Genomic DNA, 23,461 nt, shown 5'->3' with positions numbered 1-23,461 from the left:
CAATGTGCAGCCTTTTTTGAATAACTTAGTGTTACTTACGTGCGTCTTTTAATAAGTCAGCAACTAAGAAACCTAGTTCTAAAACTTGATCCGCATTTAAGCGTGGGTCGCACTGTGTGCGGTAGCGTTGTGCTAAATCTTCATCAGATAATCCATACGCACCACCAGTACATTCAGTAACGTGCTGACCAGTCATTTCAAGGTGAACACCACCTGGGTATGAACCTTCAGCTTTGTGTACTGCGAAGAACTGGCTAATTTCACGAAGAATATTATTAAAGCTACGTGTTTTATAACCTGAGCTCGCTTTCTCAGTATTACCATGCATTGGATCTGAGCTCCAAATAACTTTACGGCCTTCTTGTTGTACTTTACGTACTAGTGCCGGTAGTTTCTCTGGAAGAACATCAGCGCCCATTCGTGTAATTAACGTTAAGCGACCTGGAATGTTATCAGGGTTAACTGCATCAATAAGTTTGATTAGCTCATCTGGGTCCATGCTCGGGCCAACTTTCACACCGATAGGGTTTTTAATACCTTTAAAGAATTCGATGTGTGCATGATCAAGTTGACGTGTACGTTCACCAATCCAAACAAAGTGTGCAGAACAATCGTACCAATCACCTGATAAGTGGTCACGGCGTGTTAGTGCTTCTTCATAACCTAATAACAACGCTTCGTGTGATGTAAATAAGTCTGTTTCTTTTAAGCTCGGTGCAACGGTTGAGTCGATACCACACACTTCCATAAATTCAAGCGCATCTTGAATTCTGTCAGCTAGCTGTTGGTATTTTTCTTTAAGCGGATTTGCTGCTACAAAACCCATGTTCCAACGGTTTACTTGGTGTAAATCGGCTAAACCACCTTGTGCGAATGCGCGTAATAAATTTAGCGTTGCAGCACTGTGATGATATGCCGTCATCAATCGCTGTGGATCAGGTACACGGGCTTGCTCTGTGAATTCAAAATTATTGATGATATCACCACGGTACGAAGGTAATGAAACACCATCGATTGTTTCATAATCTGATGAGCGAGGCTTAGCGTACTGACCTGCCATACGCGCAATTTTAACTACAGGGCATTTACCACCATAAGTTAAAACAACGGCCATTTGTAAAAGTGTTTTAAATGTATCGCGGATATTTGCGGCATTAAAGTCACTAAATGACTCTGCACAATCACCCCCCTGTAATAAGAAGGCTCTACCTTCACATACAGCTTCTAGTTGTTTGTATAAGCTACGCGTCTCTTCGGCAAATACCAAAGGTGGTGCGCTTTTTAATTGCCCTTCAACAGATTTAAGGGCTTCTTGATCTGGGTACTCTGGCTGCTGAAGTATCGGCAGTTTTCTCCAGCTGTCTGGGTTCCACGATTGCATGTTCTTTCCTCATTCCTAACATAGACCGTTAACGAAAACTAACTTATTGCACGTACTAAGTTCAAGGACAATATTCAGCTATTTACGATTATTTCGTTATTTGATAAATAGTTTCTATATTAACAATTAGGGTTACAACATTTTATTGTTTCAAACCAGTCAGTTACACATCTTTGACACCTTATTCGTTACCGCACAGCACAAGAACACATCTTACCTAGTTAAAGCCTTACTGTAACCTCAGCTTTACATGCTTAAAATATACTTTTTAAGTTCTACATTGATCAAATTAAAAACTTGTACTAATAAAATGGGGGGAACACATCATACTAAATTTAATTAAGATGTAAGGTCAGCTACGTAAAAAATTTAAACTACAAAATGTCAAAGGATAAGGTTACAATTGAACTAACAATAAGTAAGATGTGTTCCTATGAGTACGAAGTTAGAAATACGCAGTCAGTTTGATTTAGTAAGTGAGTTAACTCATTTGTTTTGTGAAGAATTAAAGGAAGTGGGTTTTCATAAGGCATCATATTATCAATTGCCAGATATCGACATAAACGACGAAAAGAAAGTCCCTTCTTCAATTAGTGTACAAAAAATTGAAGGCGATGATGCTCATAAGTTAATTCTAAATTCCTTTGGTGATTTTTATAAAAAGACAGGATTAAGTAGTCGAGTATTAAAAAGACATCCAGGTTTATTAGTTTTAAAAGATGTCGATAAGCAACATTTCATTGCAAGGATAAATCAGTTAAATAAAGCCAAAGCTGATTTTAAAAATAGTGTAATAGCTATCGATAATAATGATGCGCGATTTGAAGCGGTTCACAATGCTGTGCCTAATCTCATTACACTTGCTGCATATCGTAAGATCCATTTTGAAACTGAATCGCCCTACTCTGTTCGTTTTACTTGGATGCACAAACACGCAACTAAAACGCTAACTAAAAAAATGGCCTTAGCAATGCTCGATAAATCGGCTAGTTATTCTAATCCAAGAATGATCGACCAACACTCTTGGCAAGCGCTAGTTGCACAAGAACAAAGTCGTGTTGCAAGTTTAGGTGATAAAGAAAAATTACGAATTCGTAGACCAACAAGAGTTAGTCCACAAGTTAATGTGAGGTATACAGCTCAAAACCGATATCATGTTAGTGCTGCTTTACCTTTTATTTTGATAAACCCAGAACCAGATGTAAAACTGGGTACATTAACTGATTATCAAAAACCAGAAAGTCATCCTCGAAAAAGAGAATATGATTTCTTAGTTGATAGACTTTACTTAGAACAAGTAACAGATTGATTATGTTAAAAAGGCCACATCAGTGGCCTTTTATTTGTAGTTAGTAGTATTAAAGAAATTAGTCTTCGACTATTTCTTCAATTTTATCTTCATCGATTAAAACTGCATTTTCAACAATGCGTTTCCCACCTTGAATTTCGATTCGTTTGTTATGCTTATTAAGCGTAAGAATCTCATCACAAAATTGATCAGATGGATGCATCTCATATGTGTAATCAATAATATTACCCGTTTTGTCATCTTTGACATTGGTAATGTTATATTCAGAGATTGCACCTTTCTCAATTAAGTCTTTCATTGTCGTAGTCATATCACGACGCAAAGCTTTTAATTTATTCTCGGTAATTTCGTCTGTTGAATAAATAGAGCCATATTTTTCCATAATAGATAATAGTCGGAAATGGTAGGTCTTACCCGGTGCCGCATAACGCCATAGATGATATAAACGAAGCATCATCCAACGAGATAAACCACGTTTTAATTCTTGAGCACTATTAAAATAGTAACCTTTGTATTCAAGGTTGTCGATCATGTTATGAACGAAGGCATTCAAACAAGCTACACATTTTACGTTACCACCCTGACCTTTTTTGCCACTAAAATGAAGCGACGATAAAAAGTTCATGTTCGATTCGTAAAATGAGTCATCAATATCAGAGTTACGAGTATCTGTTGCTGAATATTTAAAAGAAAGTTTAGAACCTTGTAATGCTTCTAATGATTCTTTGATTTGCGGATAAGGCATCGACTGACCAACAGCTTTCAGCTCTTGCGCTAATTCATTCATTGAAAAAACAACCGCGTATTGAATACCAGACTTAAAATTGATTTTTACAATTTTACCTTTAGAGGCTAAACGAATTAAGGCACGTTCGACCTTTTCTTCACGATCAGATGGCCAAACAAGATATTCAACATCTTCACCATCTTTTCTTGTGCTTACTACCGCTGGTGTAATTTTGATTTCACCATCATAAAGAATGCCGTCTACTTTTTCAGAGATTTTTCGTGTAACGATGGTTTTCTTTGGTGCTTCTTCAACCGGAAGCTTCTTATGACCAGAACGGACAAATCGTCCCCATAGATCATAATGATTAAATGTATTTGAGTAAGCTCTCAAACCATGTGCAGCATTTTCAATTGAAACACGCACATCTTTGTTGTCTGTAAATAGTGCAAGACTTTCATTATCTATTGCACTTTCCACCCCGTGGATCTGCCCGCGTAATGTATCGGGTAAGTTATCTACCGAGATGTTGACCTTTCGGCTCATTGTTCTTATTTCCAATTTTTCTTCGACAGTTAATAACAACACATAAAACTTCAAAAGTTAAATGTTTAAGTTAGTATAAACTTGATCCGATCATAATTAATTTCTTCGGATCAAGTTTATACTAACTGTTTCGTAATTGCTGATTTTCAGATCAGATTTTTACTAAGTTATAGTTGATAGGTCGCGATTTTACTAACTCAGTTCAAATTATGTCCTGTTAATCACCTTTTTAAAGCGATTTAACACGACATAAATCGCTTTTTTAAAACTCCATGTGGATAAACAGCTCTTAAGTTAGCATAGATCTGATCTGTACCAACTATAGATCAGATCCATACCAACTTATTGTGCATTTTAGTCATACTCTCGGTGCATAACTTTATAATTTAGTTAGTAAAAAGTTGATCTACACCACTATTTTTGTGAGTAAACCAGTGGTTAAACTGTGCATAAGTCGAAAGCTCATTTTTTGCTTAGTAATTGGCTGATCTGCGAGTCATTAAAGATCTGATCTTTACCAAGTAAAATTACGATCTGGCTTTTTAGTAAATATTCAATGAAATCAGTCATATATTTCACTATTTTAGCATCTTAACCTTATATACCTATATACTTAACCGATATTAAACTTACTTATTTATACTTAGCATCAGTAAAGTTACAAATTTTTATTAAATGTCTTATAAATAAAAGGCATGTCGCCTTAAATACTTGTTTACAGCAATTTGAATGGACATTATACTTGAAGCATAACTTTGAGGAAGAAAGTATGTCTATCAATAATAATGCGCTAGCCACTTATAGGTTACTAAAAGCGACAGCAGAAGTTGCTGAAAAATCGCTAGAAGGACGTATTCAACATTATCGTGCCCATTTAAAGTCTGAAGAAAAAGAGCTTCGTACTTATACGCAAAAAGCAGCCGCTGACTTATTAGGCTGTAATAATCGTACCTTAAAACGACGTCATGATAATGGTGACTTTGATGCACTTGATATCAAACGTGGTGCAAATGGTCACTACGCTTATACCTTGGTAAATATCTTTGCTATGGCTGATATCATGGATATTAAGCCTGATCACCGTACAGTTGATGATAAATTACAAGTTATCGTTATTAACTCGTTAAAAGGTGGTTGTGGTAAAACGACCAGCATGGTGAACATTGCCGCTGCACTTGCTACTACAAACATTAAACGATACAGAATTGGTATTATTGACCTTGATCCACAAGGTTCTTCATCAAGCTTTTTCCCACCTAGTGAGCCTGACCCAATTACTGTGGGCGATTTAATGCGTGACTGCATTGAACTCGATGAAAACGAAACCTGGGATGAATTAGTATCGAACTCTTTCTTACCTACCCATATACCTAATATTCGTATTTTGCCTTCTGGTATGGATGATTTTTACTTCGAGCATGAAACAGCAACTTTATTAAAAGATAGCTCTAGTTATGATAAAACTCGTCACTATCATAAATTGCTCGAAAAAGTTATTGAACCGGTAAAAGATCAATTTGATATTATTCTAATTGATACAGCTCCATCACTTAACTTTATGTTTTATAATGCATTAATGGCCTCTACGTCGATGCTTATCCCTGTTCATCCTGAAGCTGTAGACTTCGATGCAAATAATAAATACTTAAAGCGATTAGGCGAGATTTACCATACAGTTGCTGCGCTTGGCCACCAAGGTTGGGACTTCATGCAATTCTTAGTAACTAACTATGTTAAAGGGAACCATTCACAGCGCGACATCGTTAAAGATGTTCGTAGTGCATTTGGTCGTCAAGTAATGAGTTACCCAATTAATCATAGCTCGGCAATTACCGCCAGCTCATCTTCTTTTAATACCATTTTTGATCAAAAAACGTCAGATAGCTTAGCTAGTCGTGAGTCACTACTTCGTGCGCAAGAAAATATCAAAGATGTAGTTGATGAACTTGAAATGCTGATCCGTTCTAATTGGCAGTCAACTCAATCGTCTCTAAATACAGCTAAGTAAGGTAATTAATAAAAATGGCTAAAAAACGTAAAAACGATACCAGCTTAGACCCTTTTTCAACGTCTATCGAAAGTAGCAGTTTAGATGCTTTGCTAGAGCAAGCTTCTGCTGGTGATGTTATCAGTATGCCTGCTCCAAGCGATCCTACACGTCAAATTACTTTGGTGTGTAAGGTTATTCCAAGCTCAGAAATTGAAGCTAAAACAAAGGTCTATGGTAAAAACCGCCGTGTACAATCATTACTAAATGAAAAGTCAGTTGCCGATATCCTTCCTGCAATTGCCGAAGACGGCCGTAACCAGCACCCTGCCCTATGTTGGGATAAAGGTGACGAAATGCTTGTATTAGCAGGTTCTCGTCGTCGAAAAGCATGTATCTTAAGTAACTCTGATTACTTAGTTTTAAGCTCTGAAGATTTCACAGATCAAGATGCTAAAATTCTTGCTGTATCATCTGATCAATACATTGCCCCAAGTCTATGGGAGCTAGGTCAAGCATATCAACAGACCCGTGATGAGCTTATTGCTGAGGGGAAAAAAGGCTCTTATCGTGAGATTGCGGCAATTGAAGGTGTATCACACACTGCTATTGCTGATGCTATTAAAGCGTTTGAGAATCTACCTTCTGAGGTTTTAAGTCTTTACCCAACTGCGAATCATGTTGGCCGTGAAGTAGCTAAAAAGCTTATTAGTGCCAAAGAGCGTGATGAGCAGCTGTTTACCAAGCTTGTAAATGACGTAAGTAGTGATAGCGAAATAGCGCAAATCAGCAGCGATGATAAACGTGCTCTTGCAATTACCAAGCTATTAACTGCTGAGCCAGCAGCGCCAAGCCGTCGTGAAGCCCTTATTGATAGTGAGTTTGTCAGCGTACAACGTAACATAAAAAGCGGTGATTTATCTGTGAAAATCGATAATAAAGTGATGACAGACAAACGCTTAGAGCAGCTAACTAAGCTATTAAATAGCTTTAATTAGTTAGTAAAAGAATGATCTCTCACGCTTTTACTGTTAGTAAAAGCGTGATCTCCCCTTCCCTTTCGTTAGTAAAATATTGATCTATTACCAGTAAAATTGGTACTTATTACACTCTCAGATCAGTTTTTTACCAACTAATAACCCCTTTACAGGTTTTTTACTCTCATAATTAGATTGCTTAGTAAAAAATTGATCTGTAAAGCCCCTGCCTTGTTACTAACCTGTTTATATCTTGTGCGATTGTTGTTTGTTAAATACTCAGCATGTCAGTTTTCAGCTTTGATTTTATTTTAAAGCAGATTTTTACCAAGTTATCAGCTCCAACCAGTCCAATATTGCTCAATAGTGCTTTAGCTCTGGTCCGATAGATCATATACTGGCAGAATTATTTTTTGTTTTTACTGCCAAAAGCGTTATGTCTGCTAACTTATCCAAAAATGACTTATTAGCTATCTTTGAAGAAATCAAACAAGAGCAAGAAACTCAGTTTCCCCTGTCTGAGCGCTTCATTAAACAGCTATTTAAGCCGCATGTGTTAAGTAAAGCAAAAGAGTATCACCAGAACGGCCAAATCAACTGGTTAGAACATAACAGTGATTTTAGCGTTATTGATGCATCTATGTTTGGTAACGAAGGGAATACCTTTACTCAGCATATTGAGATCAGTAAATTACCAAGTGGCTTTTCTGTTGATTCGCATTGTACTTGTGGCTCTAAAACTAAATGCCGTCATATTGCAGCTGTGCTCCTAAAACTCAAAATTGAACATTCAGGTGACTACGGTGAAGACTACATTATTAACGATTGGTTTAGTGAGCTAAAAACCCTTAAGCAAGTTGCTAGTGACAATGCCAAACAGGTTTTATTATTTGTTCTTGATGTAGAGAAATCAGTTGTAACCCTTACCCCTAAAATAGCTAATTATGACGCTGAGCATAACTATACTCTAGGTCGTAACCTTACCGAGCAGCAATTAAATAGTTTTGTAACCCCCACTGATTTATTAGAATCGGATTTTCGGTTATATAGCTGGATCCGTTCTCAAAATGCCCTTGGTAAACTAGAGCTTAAAGGCCAATGGGGGGTTGCAGCACTACAGCAATTAATTGCCACCCAGCGTTTGTTTTTAGGCCGTTCGCGCCAAGCAATTAAAGCTGACAGTATGCAAGCGTTAGAGTTTGATTGGAAACAAAACAAAGACTTAACCTCATTGAGCATGACGCTTGCTGGGCAAGATAATTGGTTATTGTTAAAAACAACACCCCCTACTTACCTTGACCCTGAAAAGCTAAAAGTAGGCCGAATTCGTACTCCGTTAACGGCTGATGAAATAGCGCTACTTGCCAATATGCCTGCTATTCACACAGAGAACTTTGACCGCGTTTATCAACAGCTCAATGATAATTTTGGTGAAGGTGTGATCCCTCATGCATTTAAGGAAAGCAAAAAAAGCCTAGCTCGAACTGTATTCCCTGTCATCAGGATTAATAATGACGAGGGCACAATCCGCTTAGGATTGCAGTTTAATTATCAAAACTCTTTGTATGATTTAAGCCAGGCGCCAGCTGATATATTAAACCAGTCATTAGAAAACACCGTTGTAAATGAATTAACTAACCTTGGCTTTGAATTATGTAAAGGGGCTTTACAAACAGAGTTTATCTTTAATAAACAATCGGTTATTCATGAGCACTGGTTAAAGTTTGAAATAATTCCAAACTTATTAAAACGCGGTTGGAAAATTAATGATGAGTTAGCCGTCGGCAAAGTCCTTAAACAGCTTTCACTGCAAGTTGAGCGTGGTAAAGGTCATCAGATAGTTAGTAAAATCGTGATCTCTGGTGTTAAAACTCAACAGTTGTTTGTCACTGATAACAATACTTATCAATCGCTTAATCGACAAAGTGAGCGTTTTTATTACTTTACTGTAGGAAAACGCTTTGCTGTGGTTGAAAAGGCCGCGATGATGCAGCTTAATGATTATCGTGAACGTTTTGAGCATATTAAAACCCGTGACGAAATCTTAATGCCTTTGTCGTTTTTGCCTAAGCTCATCGAGCAAAAAGCAATTAAGGTTAATATTGTTGACGATGCTCTAGATGCTTACCTAGCTGAATTAAATAGCTCACAACAGCTTATTAAAAAGTCCGATATTCAAGGCTTAAACCAGGGTGTGCAATTGCGTGAGTATCAACAACATGGTGTTGATTGGCTTAACTTTTTAAAACGTCACCAGCTTGGTGGTATTTTGGCTGATGACATGGGGCTAGGTAAAACTCTACAAGTTATTGCCTTTTTAGCTAATGCCAAGCAATCACCACAAGCAGGCCCCACGTTAATTGTTTGCCCAACCAGCTTGGTTGGTAACTGGCAAAGTGAAATTAATAAATTTGCGAGTAACTTAAAAATTACCACCGTCTTCGGTGCTGCGCGCAGCGACCAATTACAACAGTTGTCGCAAGCAGATTGTATTTTAACAACTTATCCTCTATTGAAGCGTGATATTGCCTTTTATTCGCCGCTGTATTTTGAAAACATCATTCTTGATGAAGGGCAATATATTAAAAACGACGCTGCGCAGGTTTCACGCTTGGTTAAGCGCCTTAATGCTGACTTTAAGCTCTGCTTAAGCGGCACGCCTATCGAAAATAACTTATTTGAGCTTAAATCTTTGCTCGACTTTGCAATGCCTTCTTTACTTGGTTCGCAAGCACATTTTAAGAGCTATTTTCAAACGCCAATTGAGCGTGATAACGACGTTGCCCGAGCTGATGAACTTAAGTCGTTGATCATGCCATTTATCTTGCGTCGTACTAAAGCACAGGTAACGCAAGAGCTACCAGAGAAGACTGAGCTAGTTAAAGAGTTTGAATTTGAGAGCAAACAAAAAGAAATTTACAACGGTATAACTGAATCTTTAGAGCAGAAATTAGTCGACCTATTTGCACAGCAAGGAGTACAAAAAAGTAAGCTAGCCTTTTTAGATGCATTATTAAAGCTCAGACAAATCTGTTGTCATCCAAAATTGATCGACCCTAGTTCACAGGCTGGTAGCGCTAAACTTGAATGGTTATCTAAGCATTTGCCTATCATGCTTAGCGAAGGTCGTAAGGTGATTATTTTCAGTCAATTCACCATGGCACTTGATGTGATAGCAGAGCGATTAAATGAATTAGGCATCAGTTTTAGTATGCTTACCGGGCAAACAAGACACCGCGACCGTGTTATCGAAGAGTTTACTCAAGGTGATACATCCGTGTTTTTAATTAGCTTAAAAGCCGGCGGTACAGGGTTAAACCTAACTCAAGCCGATACTGTGATTCATTTTGATCCTTGGTGGAACCCTGCTGTTGAGAAACAAGCGACAGATCGTGCCTACCGTATTGGCCAAACTAACCCAGTGTTTGTTTATAAATTGATTATGGCTAACTCAATTGAACAAAAAGTATTTAAAATGCAGCAGCATAAGCAAGCCCTTGTTGATGCATTATTTACCGAAAAATCAATGAGTTTCACTCAGTTTGATGAAGAGCAAATGCTTGCTCTGATAAAAAATTAAATTTTTTTAAAGTTTTTTTGAACTAATCAAATTTTGGGGCGTCTATTATTATGCTTGTTGTTAAATTGCAGTTTACATAAGCATTATGTTGATTTCCCATTTGGTTACTAAATTTTAGTAATGTTAGAGCCAGCTCACTTTGAGCTGGCTTTTTTTATGCCTAAACCCCCTACTCTGCTGAGCACTAATTCGTTATGATGATGTGTCTTTAAGTTATTGAGTTTTCGTTATGATTACAGAGCTGATTGCACAGATTAATTGGCAAAGTGGTGTGCTTGGTGCTGCTGTAGGTGCTGTTGCAAGTGGTGTTATTTTTGCCTTACAAAAAAGTCGCTTAAAAAATCAGTTAACCGAACTGCAAAATAGTCAGCAAATCCAGCAAAATCATTTAGAACAAAAGCAGCTGCAACTTGAACAAAGCCAACTTACGCTTTCGCAGTTACAGCAAGATTACGCTGAGCAACGTGATGAGTCTCAACACTTTAAAACCCGCTTTGTAGAACAAGAAAAGCAGGCACAACAATACAACCAGTTTTGGCGTCAAGTTGAAGCTGAGCTTGCTGATACTAAAGCTGCACTTAATCAGCGCGATGTTGATTTAAGTACCTTAAGAAGCACAGTAGAGCAAAAAGAACTGCATTTTAAAGAGCAGCTTAGTCATATCAAAGAAAGCAAAGAGCAACTCAAAAAAGAGTTTGAAAACCTCGCTAATCAAATCCTTGAAGAAAAATCGCAACGTTTTAAAACCTTAAACCAAGAGAGTATTGAGCAACTTTTAAAACCGGTTCAGGGAGAGCTAAAAGGCTTTCGCGATAAGATGGAATTGATCCACGTTGAAGATCTAAAGCAGCGTGCAGCACTAAAAACTGAGCTATTGCATTTACAGGCTAAAAGCCAAGCTATCACCGAACAAGCTGATAGGCTGAGCACCGCATTACAAGGGCAAAAGAAAACCCAAGGTAATTGGGGGGAGTTAATGCTTGAAAATGTACTAGACAGCGCAGGGCTGCGTGCTGGAGTAGATTATCAGCGAGAAGTATCGTTTAACACAGAAGATGGCCGTCTACGCCCAGATGTTGTGGTGTATTTACCTCAGCAACGTCATTTAGTTATCGATGCTAAAACCTCTTTAAACGCGTATACACGCTATGTAAATGCCGATACAGAGCTTGAAGCGCAGCAAGCGCTTAAAGAGCATGTCACGGCGGTGCAATCACGTATAAACGAGTTAGCAAGCAAAGCCTACGACAGACTACCTGGTATTAACTCCCCCGAAGTGGTGATCATGTTTGTACCCATAGAGTCTGCATTTGTTGAAGCGCTTAAGTACCAGAGTGATATTTATCAGCAAGCAATCGAAAAAAACATTTTAGTTGCAACTCCAACGACCTTATTGACTAGCTTGAATATCGTAAAACAATTGTGGCGTTTTGAAGAGCAAACTAAATACTCAAAAGAGCTTGCCGCTCGTGCAGAGCGTTTTTACAACAAACTCAATGGTTTCCTAACCAGTATGGAAGGGGTTGGTAAGCAATTAGATCGCGCCAAAGAAAGCTATGATAAAGCGTTTTCTCAGCTGTATCGTGGTAAAGGAAACTTGATTAAGCAGGCCTCAGAGTTCAAAGAATTGGGGGTTTCTGTTCAAAAAGAGTTACCCGCGGAAACTGTTGAAAAAGCACAATTAGAGTTAGATTAAATGGGATACAAAAAAGCCAACGTCATGTTGGCTTTTTTGTTATACCAATTCGCTTAATTAAGTATTATTGCGGATTGGTATTAGTTAACAAGTTCAGCTGACACTATATCGTTGAGCATCAAAAAGTGGTTAAGTACAGACTCTTCAAGTTCGAATACCTGCGCGATTTTTTCGCCACTTGCTGACATCCCTGTTTGCGCACCAGCAAACTCAATATGCAACCCTAAACGCTTCAGGGTTTGGGCGTCGTAACTATAAATAGCAGAATCACGTTTCTCTGTAATACCAGGCATCATACCTATGATAGTAACCGCCTGTTCAACATTAATGATATCGAAGAATTGTCGCTCTGCGGCTTGCCATTTTGCTATATAGCTAGCGACCTCAGGCGGTTGCTCCATGGGCACGTATAATGGCTGTAATGAGCCCCCATGCCAGCCGATAACGGCTTGCTCTTCAACTAGGACATGTGGGCTTGCGGTAAGTACATAGTTGGCACAAGACGATGCACAAAGCTCGTGTACCACAACATCGAGTTGATATTCATGAACTAAGCCACCTAAATGTAAACCCGCCATCACATCACCACCTTGGCTATTAATAACCAAGGTGTTGATTTGTTGATCGCTACTTACTAATAACTGTTCGAACTTTTCAACATTTTGCTTTGATGTTTCGCCCTGAAAATAAATAGTGCCCGGCGATACTTCACTAATTTCAGCAACGCTTTGCTGTGTTGTTTTACAACCAACCAGCAGCACGCTCAATAAGAATAAAAAACGCATTAACAATGCCTTGAAGTTTTGTTTGTATACAGTGCGCAATTTAATAATATGTTATTAACGAACTGCAAAAATGGCATAGTACGTTTTTTTACTTGAGAAATAAATCCACATAATAGGAATAATTGTATGAATATTGGAATTTACATCTATGATGATGCCGAAGTAATCGATTTCTCAGGTCCGTTTGAGGTGTTTAGTACTGCTAAGTGCCTAGCGAATAATGATTGGCAAGTGAGTTTAATTGCCAAAAGTGATAGTCCTGTACTTGCCCGCGGTGGTTATAGTGTAAACCCCCATTACAGCTTTGCTGACTGCCCTTTGCTAGATCTACTTGTTGTGGTTGGTGGCGACCATACACGAGAGCTAGAAAAAGCAGAGGTTATTGCTTGGTTAAAAAACACAGCCACTAACACCAAGCGTGTTGCGAGTGTTTGTACAGGGGCGTTTTTGCTTGCTAAAACGGGGCTTTTAAGTGGTAAAAATGTCACGACACATTGGCAAGATCAACCTGAGCTGGCTGCTATGTTTTCTGATCTCAATGTGATTGCAGATACTCGTTGGGTCACTGATGGTAAGTTTACCAGCTCTGGGGGAATTTCTGCTGGCATTGATATGAGCTTGGCTTTAGTCGCTGAGTTTATTAGCTACGAACACGCCTTGTTGACTGCTAAACAGATGGAGTATCAATGGCAGACTTTATAATTTTTCAGCAATGTAGTCGGTTATAAACTGTTTTAAACAGGCAGCCTTTTTACTCAGCAAACGTGCGCTTGGCCAAATCGCATAAATGTCGCGGTTTTCGCCTCGCCAGTGCGGCAATACTTGAACTAGTTGCTGAGATTTTAATTCATCTATTACCTCAAACCGAGGTAACAAAGCGATACCTTGCTCATCACAAACTAAGTATTTTACAAATCCAGTGTCGTTAAAAGTGCTCGCAAATCGGCACATATGGTTATAAGTTGCATTCGTTTGTGTATTGGTCAACTGCCATTTACTTCTTAGTGTGGTGCCAATTAACCTATGCTGTTTTAAATCAGCTGGCTCTTCTAAGGCAGGTGCCGAATCAAGGTATGCTTTAGTGCTTACAAATAAAGTATCAACACTGCCTAACTTTTTTTGATGAAGCATAGAATCGGCCTGTGGCCCTACTCTTATCGCTATATCAGCTTGGCTTTTACTCAGATCCTCAAGTTGATTATTAAGTAGCAGCTCAAGTTGAATATCGGGGTACTGTTTAGTAAATGCGAGCCACATTGGCTTTAAGAAACCATGACTAATATTCAGAGGTGCTAAAACTTTAAGCTTTCCTGACAATTTTGCTTTTTGCTCATTAAGCTGGCGATGGGTTTGTTCAAATTGCTCAATTAATTCAACATAACTTTGAAAATACACCTCCCCTGCTTGCGTTAACGTGCATTGCCTTGCTGAGCGGTTTAATAGCTGCTCCCCTAGGTGTTGCTCAAGTCGTTGCAAGCGTCTCGATACAGTTGCGGTAGGTAGCGACAAACTTTCAGCTGCGCTACTCAGGCCACCTTGTTTAACAATCTGTATGAATAGAGCGATATCGTCAATCATGTTCTCATTTATGCAATCATAGTTTGTTTATCTTGCTATTTTTATCACTTTTGTAATTAGTTATCATGTTTTTATTGAAACATTTTAGGAGCAACTAATGGACGCAACGCATTGGCATCAACGTTGGGAAAATAACGAAATAGGTTTTCACGAGGGAGACGTTAATCGTTATCTAGATCAGTATTTTACTAACTTAAATTTACAGCAAGGCGATACTGTTTTTGTGCCACTGTGCGGAAAAACTCACGACATTCATTATTTGCTAGCGCAAGGTATGCGTGTTGTAGGGGCTGAGCTTAGTGAAATTGCCATTAAGCAGTTATTTGATGAGTTAAAGCTTGAACCCGAAATTAGCCAACATGGCGAACTATTACGTTACCAAGGTGCAAATCTAACCGTTTGGGTGGGTGATATTTTTACGCTTACCGCGAATGAACTTGGCACTATCAACGCGGTTTATGACCGTGCCGCTTTAGTTGCGCTGCCAAAGCCGATGCGCATTCGATATACCCAACATTTACTAGAGTTGACCAATAGGGCAAAGCAGTTAGTGGTGGTATTTGAGTATCAGCAAAGTGAGTTTTCGGGCCCGCCGTTTAGTGTGGTCGCCGATGAGCTACATCAGCACTACGATGCTTTTTATCAACTAACATTACTGTGCAAAGAGCCTCTAGAAGGTGGCTTAAGAGGGCAAGTCCCTGCCATGAACGTAGCTTGGAGTCTAAGTTAGTGCTTACAAACTCATAATGTGTAAATTCACACTCTAGCTGTGCGTTTTTCTGGCTAGTTTTTGTATCTCTGTGCGTGCACTATAGTGATTAGTGTATTTAAGGAGCACATTTATGCAAAAGCCACGCGTTTTCTTTGTTTCACATGGCGGCGGTCCTATGCCTTTACTTGGCGATCCAAGTCATGCCGATATGGTCACTTGTTTGCAGTCTATTGCTGCAAAAATTCAAAAGCCGTCAGCTATTTTGATGGTGAGTGCGCACTGGGAAGCGAACCCAATTAGCATCACTTCGAGCGCTGCTCCTGAGCTAATTTATGATTACTATGGTTTTCCTGAGCCTGCTTACAGTATTGAGTACCCAAGCCCTGGCGAACCAGCCCTTGCCGAAAAAGTGCATCAGGCATTGGCAAAAGCTAATATCGATAGCACATTAAACCCATCTCGTGGCTTTGATCACGGTATGTATGTACCTTTGAAAATTATGTATCCAGAAGCAGATATACCTTGTGTGCAATTGTCGTTACATCCAAGCCTTGAGCCGAGCTTACACCTAGCGATAGGTGAGGCTTTACAACAGCTTGATTACGATAATTTATTGATCATTGGTTCTGGCTTTACTTTTCATAATATGCGCGCATTTTTCACCCCTGAAACCGCTGAAATTAAAGCGCAAAATATGGCTTTTGAGCAATGGTTAGTTGATGTCTGTGGCAATACTGAGCTGAGTGAACAGCAGCGACAAGCTAAGCTATTAGAATGGCAAATGGCCCCTGCAGCGCGTTTTAGTCATCCTCGAGAAGAGCACTTATTGCCGTTACATGTTTGCTATGGTGCGGCGATGCGCCCTTGTAGTGGTATCTACGAACTACGTATTGCCAACAAGCAAGCCAGTATGTTCTTGTGGGACGATTGAGTTTAAGTTCAACCCCCCAGATAACACGATAAAGGCTCAGATTTTATTCATCTAATTTGGTACGCTAGGTAAGTTAAAACCTAGGAACAACAAAATGAACTTAATAAAAACATCAACCCTTGCGTTTGCTGTGGTTGCGGCTTTAGGTTTGCAAGCATGCTCAAGTACAGAGCAAGTAAGCACGCCATCAGCAACAGTGAACGCGACGGCTAATCCGCTCTCGCTTGAACAAATTTATAAAGAAAAAGACTTTAAAGCTGAGCGTAGCACCTATTTTACGTGGCTCGATGATGGTACTGGTTATACGGTACTTGAAGAGCGCGAAAGCGATAAAAACAACCAAGACGATAAAGCTAAAGACGACGAGCACGGCGTAAAAGGCAATGATATTGTGTTTTATAACGCTGATGGCACGGGTCGTAAGGTACTTGTTAGCTACGAAAAATTAATTCCCAAAGGTGAGAAAGAGCCACTCACTGTTGAAAGCTATCAATGGTCTAAAGATGGTAAATGGCTGATGGTTTTTACCAATGGCGAGCAAGTGTGGCGCTCGCGTAGCCGTGGTGATTTTTGGCTTTTAAACCTTGAAACTGATTCGCTATATCAGTTAGGTGGCGAAAACATCGAAGCGAAAAAGCTGATGTTTGCTAAGTTCTCACCAGATAGCTCAAAAGTAGCTTACGTGCGTGATAACAACATCTACATGGAAAAAGTCGGCAGCAAGGCTGTGACTGCTTTAACCACTGACGGTAACGACACCATTGTTAATGGTAATTTTGACTGGGTGTACGAAGAAGAATTTACTATTCGTGATGGTTTCCGCTGGAGTCCAGACAACAAATCAATTGCCTATTGGCAGCTTGATACCAGTGGCGTGAAATACTTCACCATGATCAATAACACCGATGATCTCTACCCTACCCTTAAAGAATTTCCGTATCCAAAAGCCGGCGAGATGAACTCTGCGGTTAAAGTCGGTGTGGTAAGTCTTAGCGACAAGAAAACTCGCTGGGCTGAACTAGGTGGCGATAATCGCGATCGTTATATTCCACGTATTAGCTGGGCAGGCACTGGTGAATCTTTGATGATCCAAGATCTTAACCGCCCGCAAAGCCACAATAAGGTTTGGTTATTCGACTGGCAAAAACAACAGCTGACTAAAATTCTTGAAGATAAAGACGATGCCTTTATTGAATGGTTTTATAAAGCAAACTGGTCAAAAGACGGTAAGTTCTTTATTTGGCACAGTGAGCGTGATGGCTGGCGCCATTTGTACCGTGTATCTCGCGATGGTAAAACGATAGTCGATTTAACACCGGGCGAGTACGACATCATTGATATGTTAGCGCTCAACGAAGATAAAAACGTTATGTATTTTACTGCATCACCGGATGATCCGGGCCAGCGTTACTTATTCCGTACCTCGCTTGATGGCAGCTCTAAACCGGTGCGCGTAACGCCTGCGTCATTTGATGGTTCAAACAGCTATTACATGTCTAAAGATACCTCTTGGGCAATGCATACTTTCTCTAAATTTGGTACCCCACCAATGAAAGAGATCATCAAAGTAAGCGATCACAGTAATGTGAAAACCTTAGTTGAGAACAAAGCATTAAAAGAGAAATTAGCGACTGAGCAATTACCGACTCACGAGTTCTTTACGGTTAATGCTCGCGATGGTGTTGAGCTTGATGGCTACATCATGTTCCCAGCGAATATGGATAAAAGCAAAAAATACCCAATCGTTTTCTATGTTTACGGTGAGCCATGGGGCTCAACAGTACAAGATCGCTGGGAAGGTAACAGTTACTTATACAAGTCGTATCTAACTCAGCAAGGCTTTATTGTTGCTTCAGTTGATAACCGCGGCACGCGCGCACCAAAGGGCAGAGATTGGCGTAAGTCTATCTACAAAAAAATAGGCTCTATAACCGTGCGTGACCAAGTTGACGCCCTAGATGCAATGGTAAAACGTTGGGATGTCATTGATAGCGACCGTGTTGGTGTATGGGGTCACTCAGGTGGTGGTAGTTCAACGCTTAATTTGTTATTCCGCCATGGTGATAAATATAAAGTTGGGATTGCCTCTGCCCCAGTGCCTGATATTCGCTTGTACGATACTATCTACCAAGAGCGCTATGCGGGTAACCCAAATACCGATCCTGAAAGTTACGACAACACGTCTCCGATCACCTTTGCAAAAGACCTGCAAGGTAAGTTGCTACTGATCCACGGTACCGGAGATGATAATGTACACTACCAAGGTTCAGAGCGTTTAATTAACGAATTAGTTAAGCACAATAAACAGTTCGAGTTTTTCTCTTACCCGAACCGTTCTCACAGCCTCCGAGAAGGTAAAGGCACTACCCTTCACTATCACACTATGATGGCTAACTTCTTCGAAAAGCATCTACTAAATAAGTAATTATGCTTTAGTTAAAAACCGCGGCTTAGATGCTAAGCTGCGGTATTTTTATGCAAACTGTAAACCCCCGTTACACGAAAAAATTACGAGGGTTATGTATAAATTTGATAAGGAAAAAGTTTTATCTATTGTAATTCTATAGTGACATGGTCTCTCTTTTAATCTGCCATACTTTGTTGGTGTAGGCGGTTGATGGTATATTTTTCTGCAGCACATTGTTCAGGGTCTAAATTTGATACGTAGTTTAAAATTTGACTCAATGCTGTGCTATCTCTTCGTACTTTTAACGCAAATTCCTCTGCGCCAATACAGCGTCTATTGTCATCATACATAATATCTAACGCTGGCTGTAATTCTTCAATCGTTTTAGCCTTACTAAAAAGAGATAAATACTTTTCTCGGCCATTATTAACTATATTTTTTGAATCTAGTTTTATTTTTGCTATTTTATCGAGCCATTTATCATCAAAACCAAGTAAAACATAGTTAAGCAAATATTCACTGTCTTCATCACAGACACCTGGTTTATCCGTATGAGTTGCTAATTTTGCTCTCAGTTCTGAAGCTGTATCTAGCCAAAAAGATGTTGATTTATGAGTCTCTATGCCTATTGTATTAAGGATTGCTAATCGGCGTGCTGAAAACAGTCCTGCACACATCCAACGTATACCGGTATTTATTGTTTTGGAATGCCAATAGACTGCTTTATCAAGATCTTGCTCCACAACAAATTCACCACTTTCGTAGCTAGATGCTAATATATTCATGCACCCAGCATGACCTGATTCCCCACACGTTGACCAATAACGATAAGCTAAGCTGTAATTATCTAATTGATGAGCTGAAATTTGTCCCGCAGTATATTCAAGGTCACCTAGATATGAGTCAGTTACTTCTTTTAAGTCATCTAAGTTATTAAGTAGTTTTTGTACTTGAGAAACATCGATAGGAAGGTTATTAAATTTGTACTTTCTATTAATAGCTTCGGCGGCATTTAACTGAGCGCGTAGTATGATTGCAAAATCTTCAGGAGAAAATGTCATTTCTCGAGGGCCTGACTCAAGGATATCAATATTATTTTGAAGGCGTTTTTCATCGATCTCTGTGATAGATTTATTAGAATGTAAATAATTGAAAGTATCATTAATTGCTACATTCACATCCTCAATAGTTACCGCAACGACTGAGCTTGAAAAAATACTGCAGCATAATGCAAAAAGCCATTTCCTTGTCATTTTTAGTTTCCTTAATAGAGACCCATTTATTCTTTTAGCTTGTTGATAGATAATATGTAATTGTCTATAAAGCCTGATTTAGTAGTATTAAAAAATACTCACCATAACACCTTACTTGATAATAATCTTATCAAGATAAAATTTATTCAAGATTTTACCTTTTGATTCATAATGGCTTTAAAAACTTTGTTAGCTAGTTCGTTAGAGAGGGTTTTGACCCTTTAAACTTACAAATAGTTTTTAAACCAATTAACTAGCTCTGTTTCTAGTTGTTCTTTATGGTTCATTAAAAAATGGTTATCACCTTCATACACCACAAGTTTATGGGGTATTTGATGCTTATCTAGCGCTTTGGCAAATTGAATTGAGTTCTCGACCGATACTCGTTTATCGTCACTGCCATGAATAAGTAATATGGGCACTTTAGGTGATAGCTTATCAACCCAGTTCATCACAGAGCGTGCTTCAAGTTCTGCTTGTTTGTTCTCTTTATAGTTGGGGATACGACGCACATACACGTGTTTTTCCATGTTAGGTCTAAACGTAAGCTCTTTGACTAAATCAGTCGCCCCCGCAATGGTTGCAATGGCTTTTATCTTGTTTGTGTGTTGCATCGCAAGGTGGGTTTGCATGCCGCCTCTACTTGCTCCTAACATACCAATACGGTTTTCATCTGCACCTGCTATGTGAGGAATAAAACCGATAAGCGCAAGTACGTCGTTAACATCTTTACCACCAAACTCATCTAAATCATCATTTTTAGTTAGTGTTCCGCGGTATTGGCTGCCGATAACCACAAAGCCTTGCTCTGCTAAAGGAAATAAATTGCGCATCATTGCTGCAAAATAAACACTGCCAAAATTACCGTTACCGCCGCGGTTATAAATTAATACCGGGAGCTTATTCTTGATGACTTTAGGTTTGATGATATAACCAAGCACCTCAACATTATCGACCTGATATTTAAAATTATGGCAGGTTAAATTAGCTTTAAAGTTATCGAACATATCTTGTGGAAAGGTTTCTTCAAAGGCTTTAATGCGCTTTAAGTATGCTTCTTCGTTTTTAGCTTTGCGTTTATTCTTTTGCGCAATAAATTGATGCCACGAATCATAGTCAGCAAAGATACCTGTGAAGCAGTCTGTTTCTTTTGTGACGTGTTCATCATCGATAATTTTCGCTGCGCTGGTAGAAAAAACAGCGAGAAATAGGCTGGCAAAGAGTAGTAATTTATACACAACAACATCCTTATTGGTGACTAAAAGTTACTAAACCACAGTAACTTAAATGATGGTTATTTGTACATCATTAATTCAGTAACAGCTCAAGCCATTCAATCACAACGTTATGTGTTGCTGTTTCAAAGCGAGATTTCTCGGGAATGTAGTAACACAGTTTTGACTCAACATTTTGGCTATTAAACGATGTTAGTAACCCTGCATCTAGGTAAGGTTGTACTAAGGTTTTTGAGCAAAACACTACACCTTTATTGGCGAGCACCTGATTTATACCAAACAGCTCTTGATCGAATGTTTTTACCTTGAAACATGAATCACTTAGGTTATTTACTTTGAGCCACTGCGTTAATGGTGGGGCTGGAAGGGCATTATTTTTCCATTGGCTGGTGTATAAATTAACCTGTTTATCAAGCCAAGGAGCGCTTTGTTGTGCGTTTGCCGCATACATATCAAAGCGCTCATATTTGATGATATCTGCTTTGTTTACTTCCTCACTATTTCCTAGCCTAACAGGCAAGGTATGCAGTTGCTTATCTAAAGTTTCACTGGTTGATATATCGAGCTTTAAATGTGGATTTTCGCTATAAAGCTCATCTAAAGCGGGTATTAACCTTAGGGCTGCTAGAGACGATGTTGTGGTGATGCGTACTTGATTATTTGCTTGGCTTAATTGTTCTATTGCCGCAAAAATAAGTTTAAAGCCGCTAGTTGTGTTTTGACTCAGGTACTCGCCTGATGGAGTTAAGGTAATCTTTCTCACTTCGCGATGAAATAAATCAGTATTCAACCGGTTTTCTAGATTAGCAATGTGGTGCGATACCGCTGTAGGCGTAATCGCAAGTTCAGCGGCGGCTGCTTTAAAGCTACCTAATCGTGCAGCTGATTCAAAGGTTTTTAAAGCTTGTAATGATATATGCATAGTTGAACCCACCTAAATTTATAGATGAGTATAACTTACTTATGGTAAATAATAACTCGTTTGTTAAATAGCCCTTATTTATTGATGATACCAACTCATTAACTAATGAGGCATTTACTATGACTACTCTGCTACACATTGATGCTAGTGTGCGTTCAGCTAAAAATGCAAACCCTAATCACGATTCAATCTCTAAAAATATTGCTAAGCAATTTGTAAATCATTTACAGCAAAACAATGCTATAGCTGAGTATATTTATCGTGATGTTGGAATGAATCCACCTTCATTTATTAATCAATCTTGGATTGCTGCTGTGTTTACGCCAGCCAACAAGTTAACACTTGAGCAAAGAGAAGTACTGGCCGAATCAGATGAATTGATAAATGAGTTGGTTAAGGCTGATACCATCGTGATATCAACGCCTATGTATAACTATGGCATGCCTGCGCAATTAAAAGCATGGTTTGATCAAATCGTTAGGATAAATAAAACGTTTGATTTTGATTTGCAGCGGGGGGATTTTCCTTTGCAACCATTGTTAACAGGTAAACGTTTGCTGGTTATTACTTCAACGGGTGAGTTTGGCTTTGAGGTAGGTGGTATACGAGAGAGTATGAGCCATTTAGTGCCGCACATTAAAACCTTGAGTAAGTATTTAGGTGCTGAGCACATTGATGAAATTGCCTGTGAGTATCAAGAATTTAACGACCAAAGACATCAACGCTCTTTGACTAACGCTTATGCTAAAGCTGAACAATTAGCGCTTAGATACGCCAATTAAGCAAACAACAAAGCCGCAATAAGCGGCTTTATCTGTAATGGGGCTTTACACTAAAAAATGGGTTTCGCGTTATTCAACCGAAATGAATACTTCAACTTCTTCACTGCTTTTATAAAACTCATAGTCAGTTTTATATGCTCGAATATGCGGGCATTGTTCATTACTAAAGTACTGCCAAACTTGACCCCAAACATCGATAACGGTTTGTGGCATTGCACCTTTGCCGCTAAAGCGAAGGTAGTTACCAGTGGCGAGTGTAGTTTGTTCTATCTCTGGCAAAGTGACTCGCAGGTCAGTACACGCAAAGACATCAAACTCCCCTGTGACATCAGATTCATAATGAGTGTACACGCCATAAACTTGGCTAGATGGCGCTAATTTTGGCGCTATGTCTGTGTAAAACTGCTGCCATAGGCCCGCTATTTTGGCACCTTCCCCACTCATTTCATTCATATTGCTGGTGCGAACTTTGAGGCCAAATAAAGTCGTTGGGTTGTCGATATTGATGTGTGTTACTTGCTGATCCATTGCATTTATCCTTGCTTAATTTGTTCCCTGTAAAATACCAGAGCACATGTACTTTAACCTAGCCTTTTTAATTATTTATTTTAAAAAGACTATATTTTGTTAACGGCCTTTACAGCTTAAAAAAC

18 protein-coding genes are annotated in these 23,461 nt (G+C 39.0%); 10 read left to right on the top strand and 8 right to left on the bottom strand.

The features are described from left to right. Positions 1 to 31: 31 nt before the first annotated feature. On the bottom strand, positions 32 to 1,381 hold the full coding sequence (locus WA256_RS05800; protein WP_062565467.1) for a class II 3-deoxy-7-phosphoheptulonate synthase: 1,350 nt from the start codon (positions 1,379 to 1,381) through the stop codon (positions 32 to 34). 433 nt (positions 1,382 to 1,814) lie between these two features. Here WA256_RS05800 and WA256_RS05795 point away from each other — a divergent pair, with 433 nt between their 5' ends. After that, on the top strand, positions 1,815 to 2,690 hold the full coding sequence (locus WA256_RS05795) for a DNA replication terminus site-binding protein (protein ID WP_062565466.1): 876 nt from the start codon (positions 1,815 to 1,817) through the stop codon (positions 2,688 to 2,690). A gap of 58 nt (positions 2,691 to 2,748) precedes the next feature. Here WA256_RS05795 and WA256_RS05790 read toward each other — a convergent pair whose 3' ends face one another. Beyond that, entirely contained in the window at positions 2,749 to 3,963 is a 1,215-nt protein-coding gene (locus WA256_RS05790; RefSeq protein ID WP_054563104.1) for a hypothetical protein, read from the bottom strand. A 769-nt stretch (positions 3,964 to 4,732) separates the two neighbouring features. On the opposite strand from WA256_RS05790, the gene WA256_RS05785 reads away from it, so the two are divergent. From WA256_RS05785 to rmuC, 4 genes are all read left to right on the top strand, one after another. Then, complete coding sequence (locus WA256_RS05785; protein WP_175081417.1) at positions 4,733 to 5,971, top strand: AAA family ATPase; 1,239 nt, start codon at positions 4,733 to 4,735, stop codon at positions 5,969 to 5,971. A 14-nt stretch (positions 5,972 to 5,985) separates the two neighbouring features. After that, complete coding sequence (locus tag WA256_RS05780; protein WP_062565464.1) at positions 5,986 to 6,948, top strand: hypothetical protein; 963 nt, start codon at positions 5,986 to 5,988, stop codon at positions 6,946 to 6,948. 415 nt (positions 6,949 to 7,363) lie between these two features. Next, on the top strand, positions 7,364 to 10,507 hold the full coding sequence (locus WA256_RS05775) for a DEAD/DEAH box helicase (protein WP_335989659.1): 3,144 nt from the start codon (positions 7,364 to 7,366) through the stop codon (positions 10,505 to 10,507). Between the two features lie 229 nt (positions 10,508 to 10,736). Further along, positions 10,737 to 12,203 (top strand): DNA recombination protein RmuC, encoded by a 1,467-nt coding sequence (gene rmuC, locus WA256_RS05770; RefSeq protein WP_269408229.1) that lies wholly within the window; start codon positions 10,737 to 10,739, stop codon positions 12,201 to 12,203. A gap of 80 nt (positions 12,204 to 12,283) precedes the next feature. Here the strand turns inward: rmuC and WA256_RS05765 are convergent, their stop codons facing one another. Then, a complete protein-coding gene (locus tag WA256_RS05765; RefSeq protein WP_335989657.1) occupies positions 12,284 to 12,988 on the bottom strand; it encodes a hypothetical protein in 705 nt (234 codons plus the stop codon). Positions 12,989 to 13,114: 126 nt separating this feature from the next. Here WA256_RS05765 and WA256_RS05760 point away from each other — a divergent pair, with 126 nt between their 5' ends. Further along, complete coding sequence (locus WA256_RS05760) at positions 13,115 to 13,690, top strand: DJ-1/PfpI family protein (protein ID WP_335989655.1); 576 nt, start codon at positions 13,115 to 13,117, stop codon at positions 13,688 to 13,690. Here the strand turns inward: WA256_RS05760 and WA256_RS05755 are convergent. After that, a complete protein-coding gene (locus tag WA256_RS05755) occupies positions 13,685 to 14,566 on the bottom strand; it encodes a LysR family transcriptional regulator (protein ID WP_063527529.1) in 882 nt (293 codons plus the stop codon). The genes WA256_RS05760 and WA256_RS05755 overlap by 6 nt on opposite strands. A 97-nt stretch (positions 14,567 to 14,663) precedes the next feature. Between WA256_RS05755 and tmpT the strand changes: the two genes are divergently transcribed. The 3 genes from tmpT to WA256_RS05740 all read left to right on the top strand — a co-directional run bounded on the left by tmpT (position 14,664) and on the right by WA256_RS05740 (position 18,634). Beyond that, positions 14,664 to 15,296 (top strand): thiopurine S-methyltransferase, encoded by a 633-nt coding sequence (gene tmpT, locus WA256_RS05750; protein ID WP_063530204.1) that lies wholly within the window; start codon positions 14,664 to 14,666, stop codon positions 15,294 to 15,296. A 112-nt stretch (positions 15,297 to 15,408) separates the two neighbouring features. Further along, positions 15,409 to 16,209, top strand: coding sequence for a DODA-type extradiol aromatic ring-opening family dioxygenase (locus WA256_RS05745; RefSeq protein ID WP_063530203.1), 801 nt, complete (start codon positions 15,409 to 15,411; stop codon positions 16,207 to 16,209). Positions 16,210 to 16,303: 94 nt separating this feature from the next. After that, positions 16,304 to 18,634, top strand: coding sequence for a S9 family peptidase (locus WA256_RS05740; protein WP_335989651.1), 2,331 nt, complete (start codon positions 16,304 to 16,306; stop codon positions 18,632 to 18,634). 158 nt (positions 18,635 to 18,792) lie between these two features. On the opposite strand, the gene WA256_RS05735 is transcribed toward WA256_RS05740, so the two are convergent. The 3 genes from WA256_RS05735 to WA256_RS05725 all read right to left on the bottom strand — a co-directional run bounded on the left by WA256_RS05735 (position 18,793) and on the right by WA256_RS05725 (position 22,026). Next, the gene (locus WA256_RS05735) at positions 18,793 to 19,869 is read right to left on the bottom strand and encodes a hypothetical protein (RefSeq protein ID WP_335989649.1); all 1,077 of its coding nucleotides are present in this window, start codon (positions 19,867 to 19,869) and stop codon (positions 18,793 to 18,795) included. Between the two features lie 227 nt (positions 19,870 to 20,096). After that, on the bottom strand, positions 20,097 to 21,107 hold the full coding sequence (locus WA256_RS05730; protein ID WP_335989648.1) for an alpha/beta hydrolase family protein: 1,011 nt from the start codon (positions 21,105 to 21,107) through the stop codon (positions 20,097 to 20,099). A gap of 70 nt (positions 21,108 to 21,177) precedes the next feature. Beyond that, positions 21,178 to 22,026 carry a LysR family transcriptional regulator gene (locus WA256_RS05725; protein WP_335989646.1) on the bottom strand — a complete coding sequence of 283 codons (849 nt, stop codon included), beginning with the start codon at positions 22,024 to 22,026 and terminating at the stop codon, positions 21,178 to 21,180. Between the two features lie 119 nt (positions 22,027 to 22,145). Between WA256_RS05725 and WA256_RS05720 the strand changes: the two genes are divergently transcribed. Further along, positions 22,146 to 22,808, top strand: a complete 663-nt coding sequence (locus WA256_RS05720; protein WP_335989644.1) for an FMN-dependent NADH-azoreductase — start codon at positions 22,146 to 22,148, stop codon at positions 22,806 to 22,808. A 69-nt stretch (positions 22,809 to 22,877) separates the two neighbouring features. Here the strand turns inward: WA256_RS05720 and WA256_RS05715 are convergent, their stop codons facing one another. After that, positions 22,878 to 23,336 (bottom strand): GyrI-like domain-containing protein, encoded by a 459-nt coding sequence (locus tag WA256_RS05715; protein WP_063530197.1) that lies wholly within the window; start codon positions 23,334 to 23,336, stop codon positions 22,878 to 22,880. Positions 23,337 to 23,461 lie beyond the last annotated feature (125 nt).

It is taken from the genome of Pseudoalteromonas sp. CH_XMU1449-3, assembly GCF_037027245.1.
Taxonomy (GTDB): domain Bacteria; phylum Pseudomonadota; class Gammaproteobacteria; order Enterobacterales; family Alteromonadaceae; genus Pseudoalteromonas; species Pseudoalteromonas shioyasakiensis.
This window is presented reverse-complemented; position numbering and strand designations above follow the sequence as displayed.

Coding starts and splice junctions, on each gene's coding strand:
- WA256_RS05800 (WP_062565467.1), bottom strand. CDS start 1,381: ATGCAATCGTGGAACCCAGACAGCTGGAGAAAACTGCCGATACTTCAG.
- WA256_RS05795 (WP_062565466.1), top strand. CDS start 1,815: ATGAGTACGAAGTTAGAAATACGCAGTCAGTTTGATTTAGTAAGTGAG.
- WA256_RS05790 (WP_054563104.1), bottom strand. CDS start 3,963: ATGAGCCGAAAGGTCAACATCTCGGTAGATAACTTACCCGATACATTA.
- WA256_RS05785 (WP_175081417.1), top strand. CDS start 4,733: ATGTCTATCAATAATAATGCGCTAGCCACTTATAGGTTACTAAAAGCG.
- WA256_RS05780 (WP_062565464.1), top strand. CDS start 5,986: ATGGCTAAAAAACGTAAAAACGATACCAGCTTAGACCCTTTTTCAACG.
- WA256_RS05775 (WP_335989659.1), top strand. CDS start 7,364: ATGTCTGCTAACTTATCCAAAAATGACTTATTAGCTATCTTTGAAGAA.
- rmuC (WP_269408229.1), top strand. CDS start 10,737: ATGATTACAGAGCTGATTGCACAGATTAATTGGCAAAGTGGTGTGCTT.
- WA256_RS05765 (WP_335989657.1), bottom strand. CDS start 12,988: ATGCGTTTTTTATTCTTATTGAGCGTGCTGCTGGTTGGTTGTAAAACA.
- WA256_RS05760 (WP_335989655.1), top strand. CDS start 13,115: ATGAATATTGGAATTTACATCTATGATGATGCCGAAGTAATCGATTTC.
- WA256_RS05755 (WP_063527529.1), bottom strand. CDS start 14,566: ATGATTGACGATATCGCTCTATTCATACAGATTGTTAAACAAGGTGGC.
- tmpT (WP_063530204.1), top strand. CDS start 14,664: ATGGACGCAACGCATTGGCATCAACGTTGGGAAAATAACGAAATAGGT.
- WA256_RS05745 (WP_063530203.1), top strand. CDS start 15,409: ATGCAAAAGCCACGCGTTTTCTTTGTTTCACATGGCGGCGGTCCTATG.
- WA256_RS05740 (WP_335989651.1), top strand. CDS start 16,304: ATGAACTTAATAAAAACATCAACCCTTGCGTTTGCTGTGGTTGCGGCT.
- WA256_RS05735 (WP_335989649.1), bottom strand. CDS start 19,869: ATGACAAGGAAATGGCTTTTTGCATTATGCTGCAGTATTTTTTCAAGC.
- WA256_RS05725 (WP_335989646.1), bottom strand. CDS start 22,026: ATGCATATATCATTACAAGCTTTAAAAACCTTTGAATCAGCTGCACGA.
- WA256_RS05720 (WP_335989644.1), top strand. CDS start 22,146: ATGACTACTCTGCTACACATTGATGCTAGTGTGCGTTCAGCTAAAAAT.
- WA256_RS05715 (WP_063530197.1), bottom strand. CDS start 23,336: ATGGATCAGCAAGTAACACACATCAATATCGACAACCCAACGACTTTA.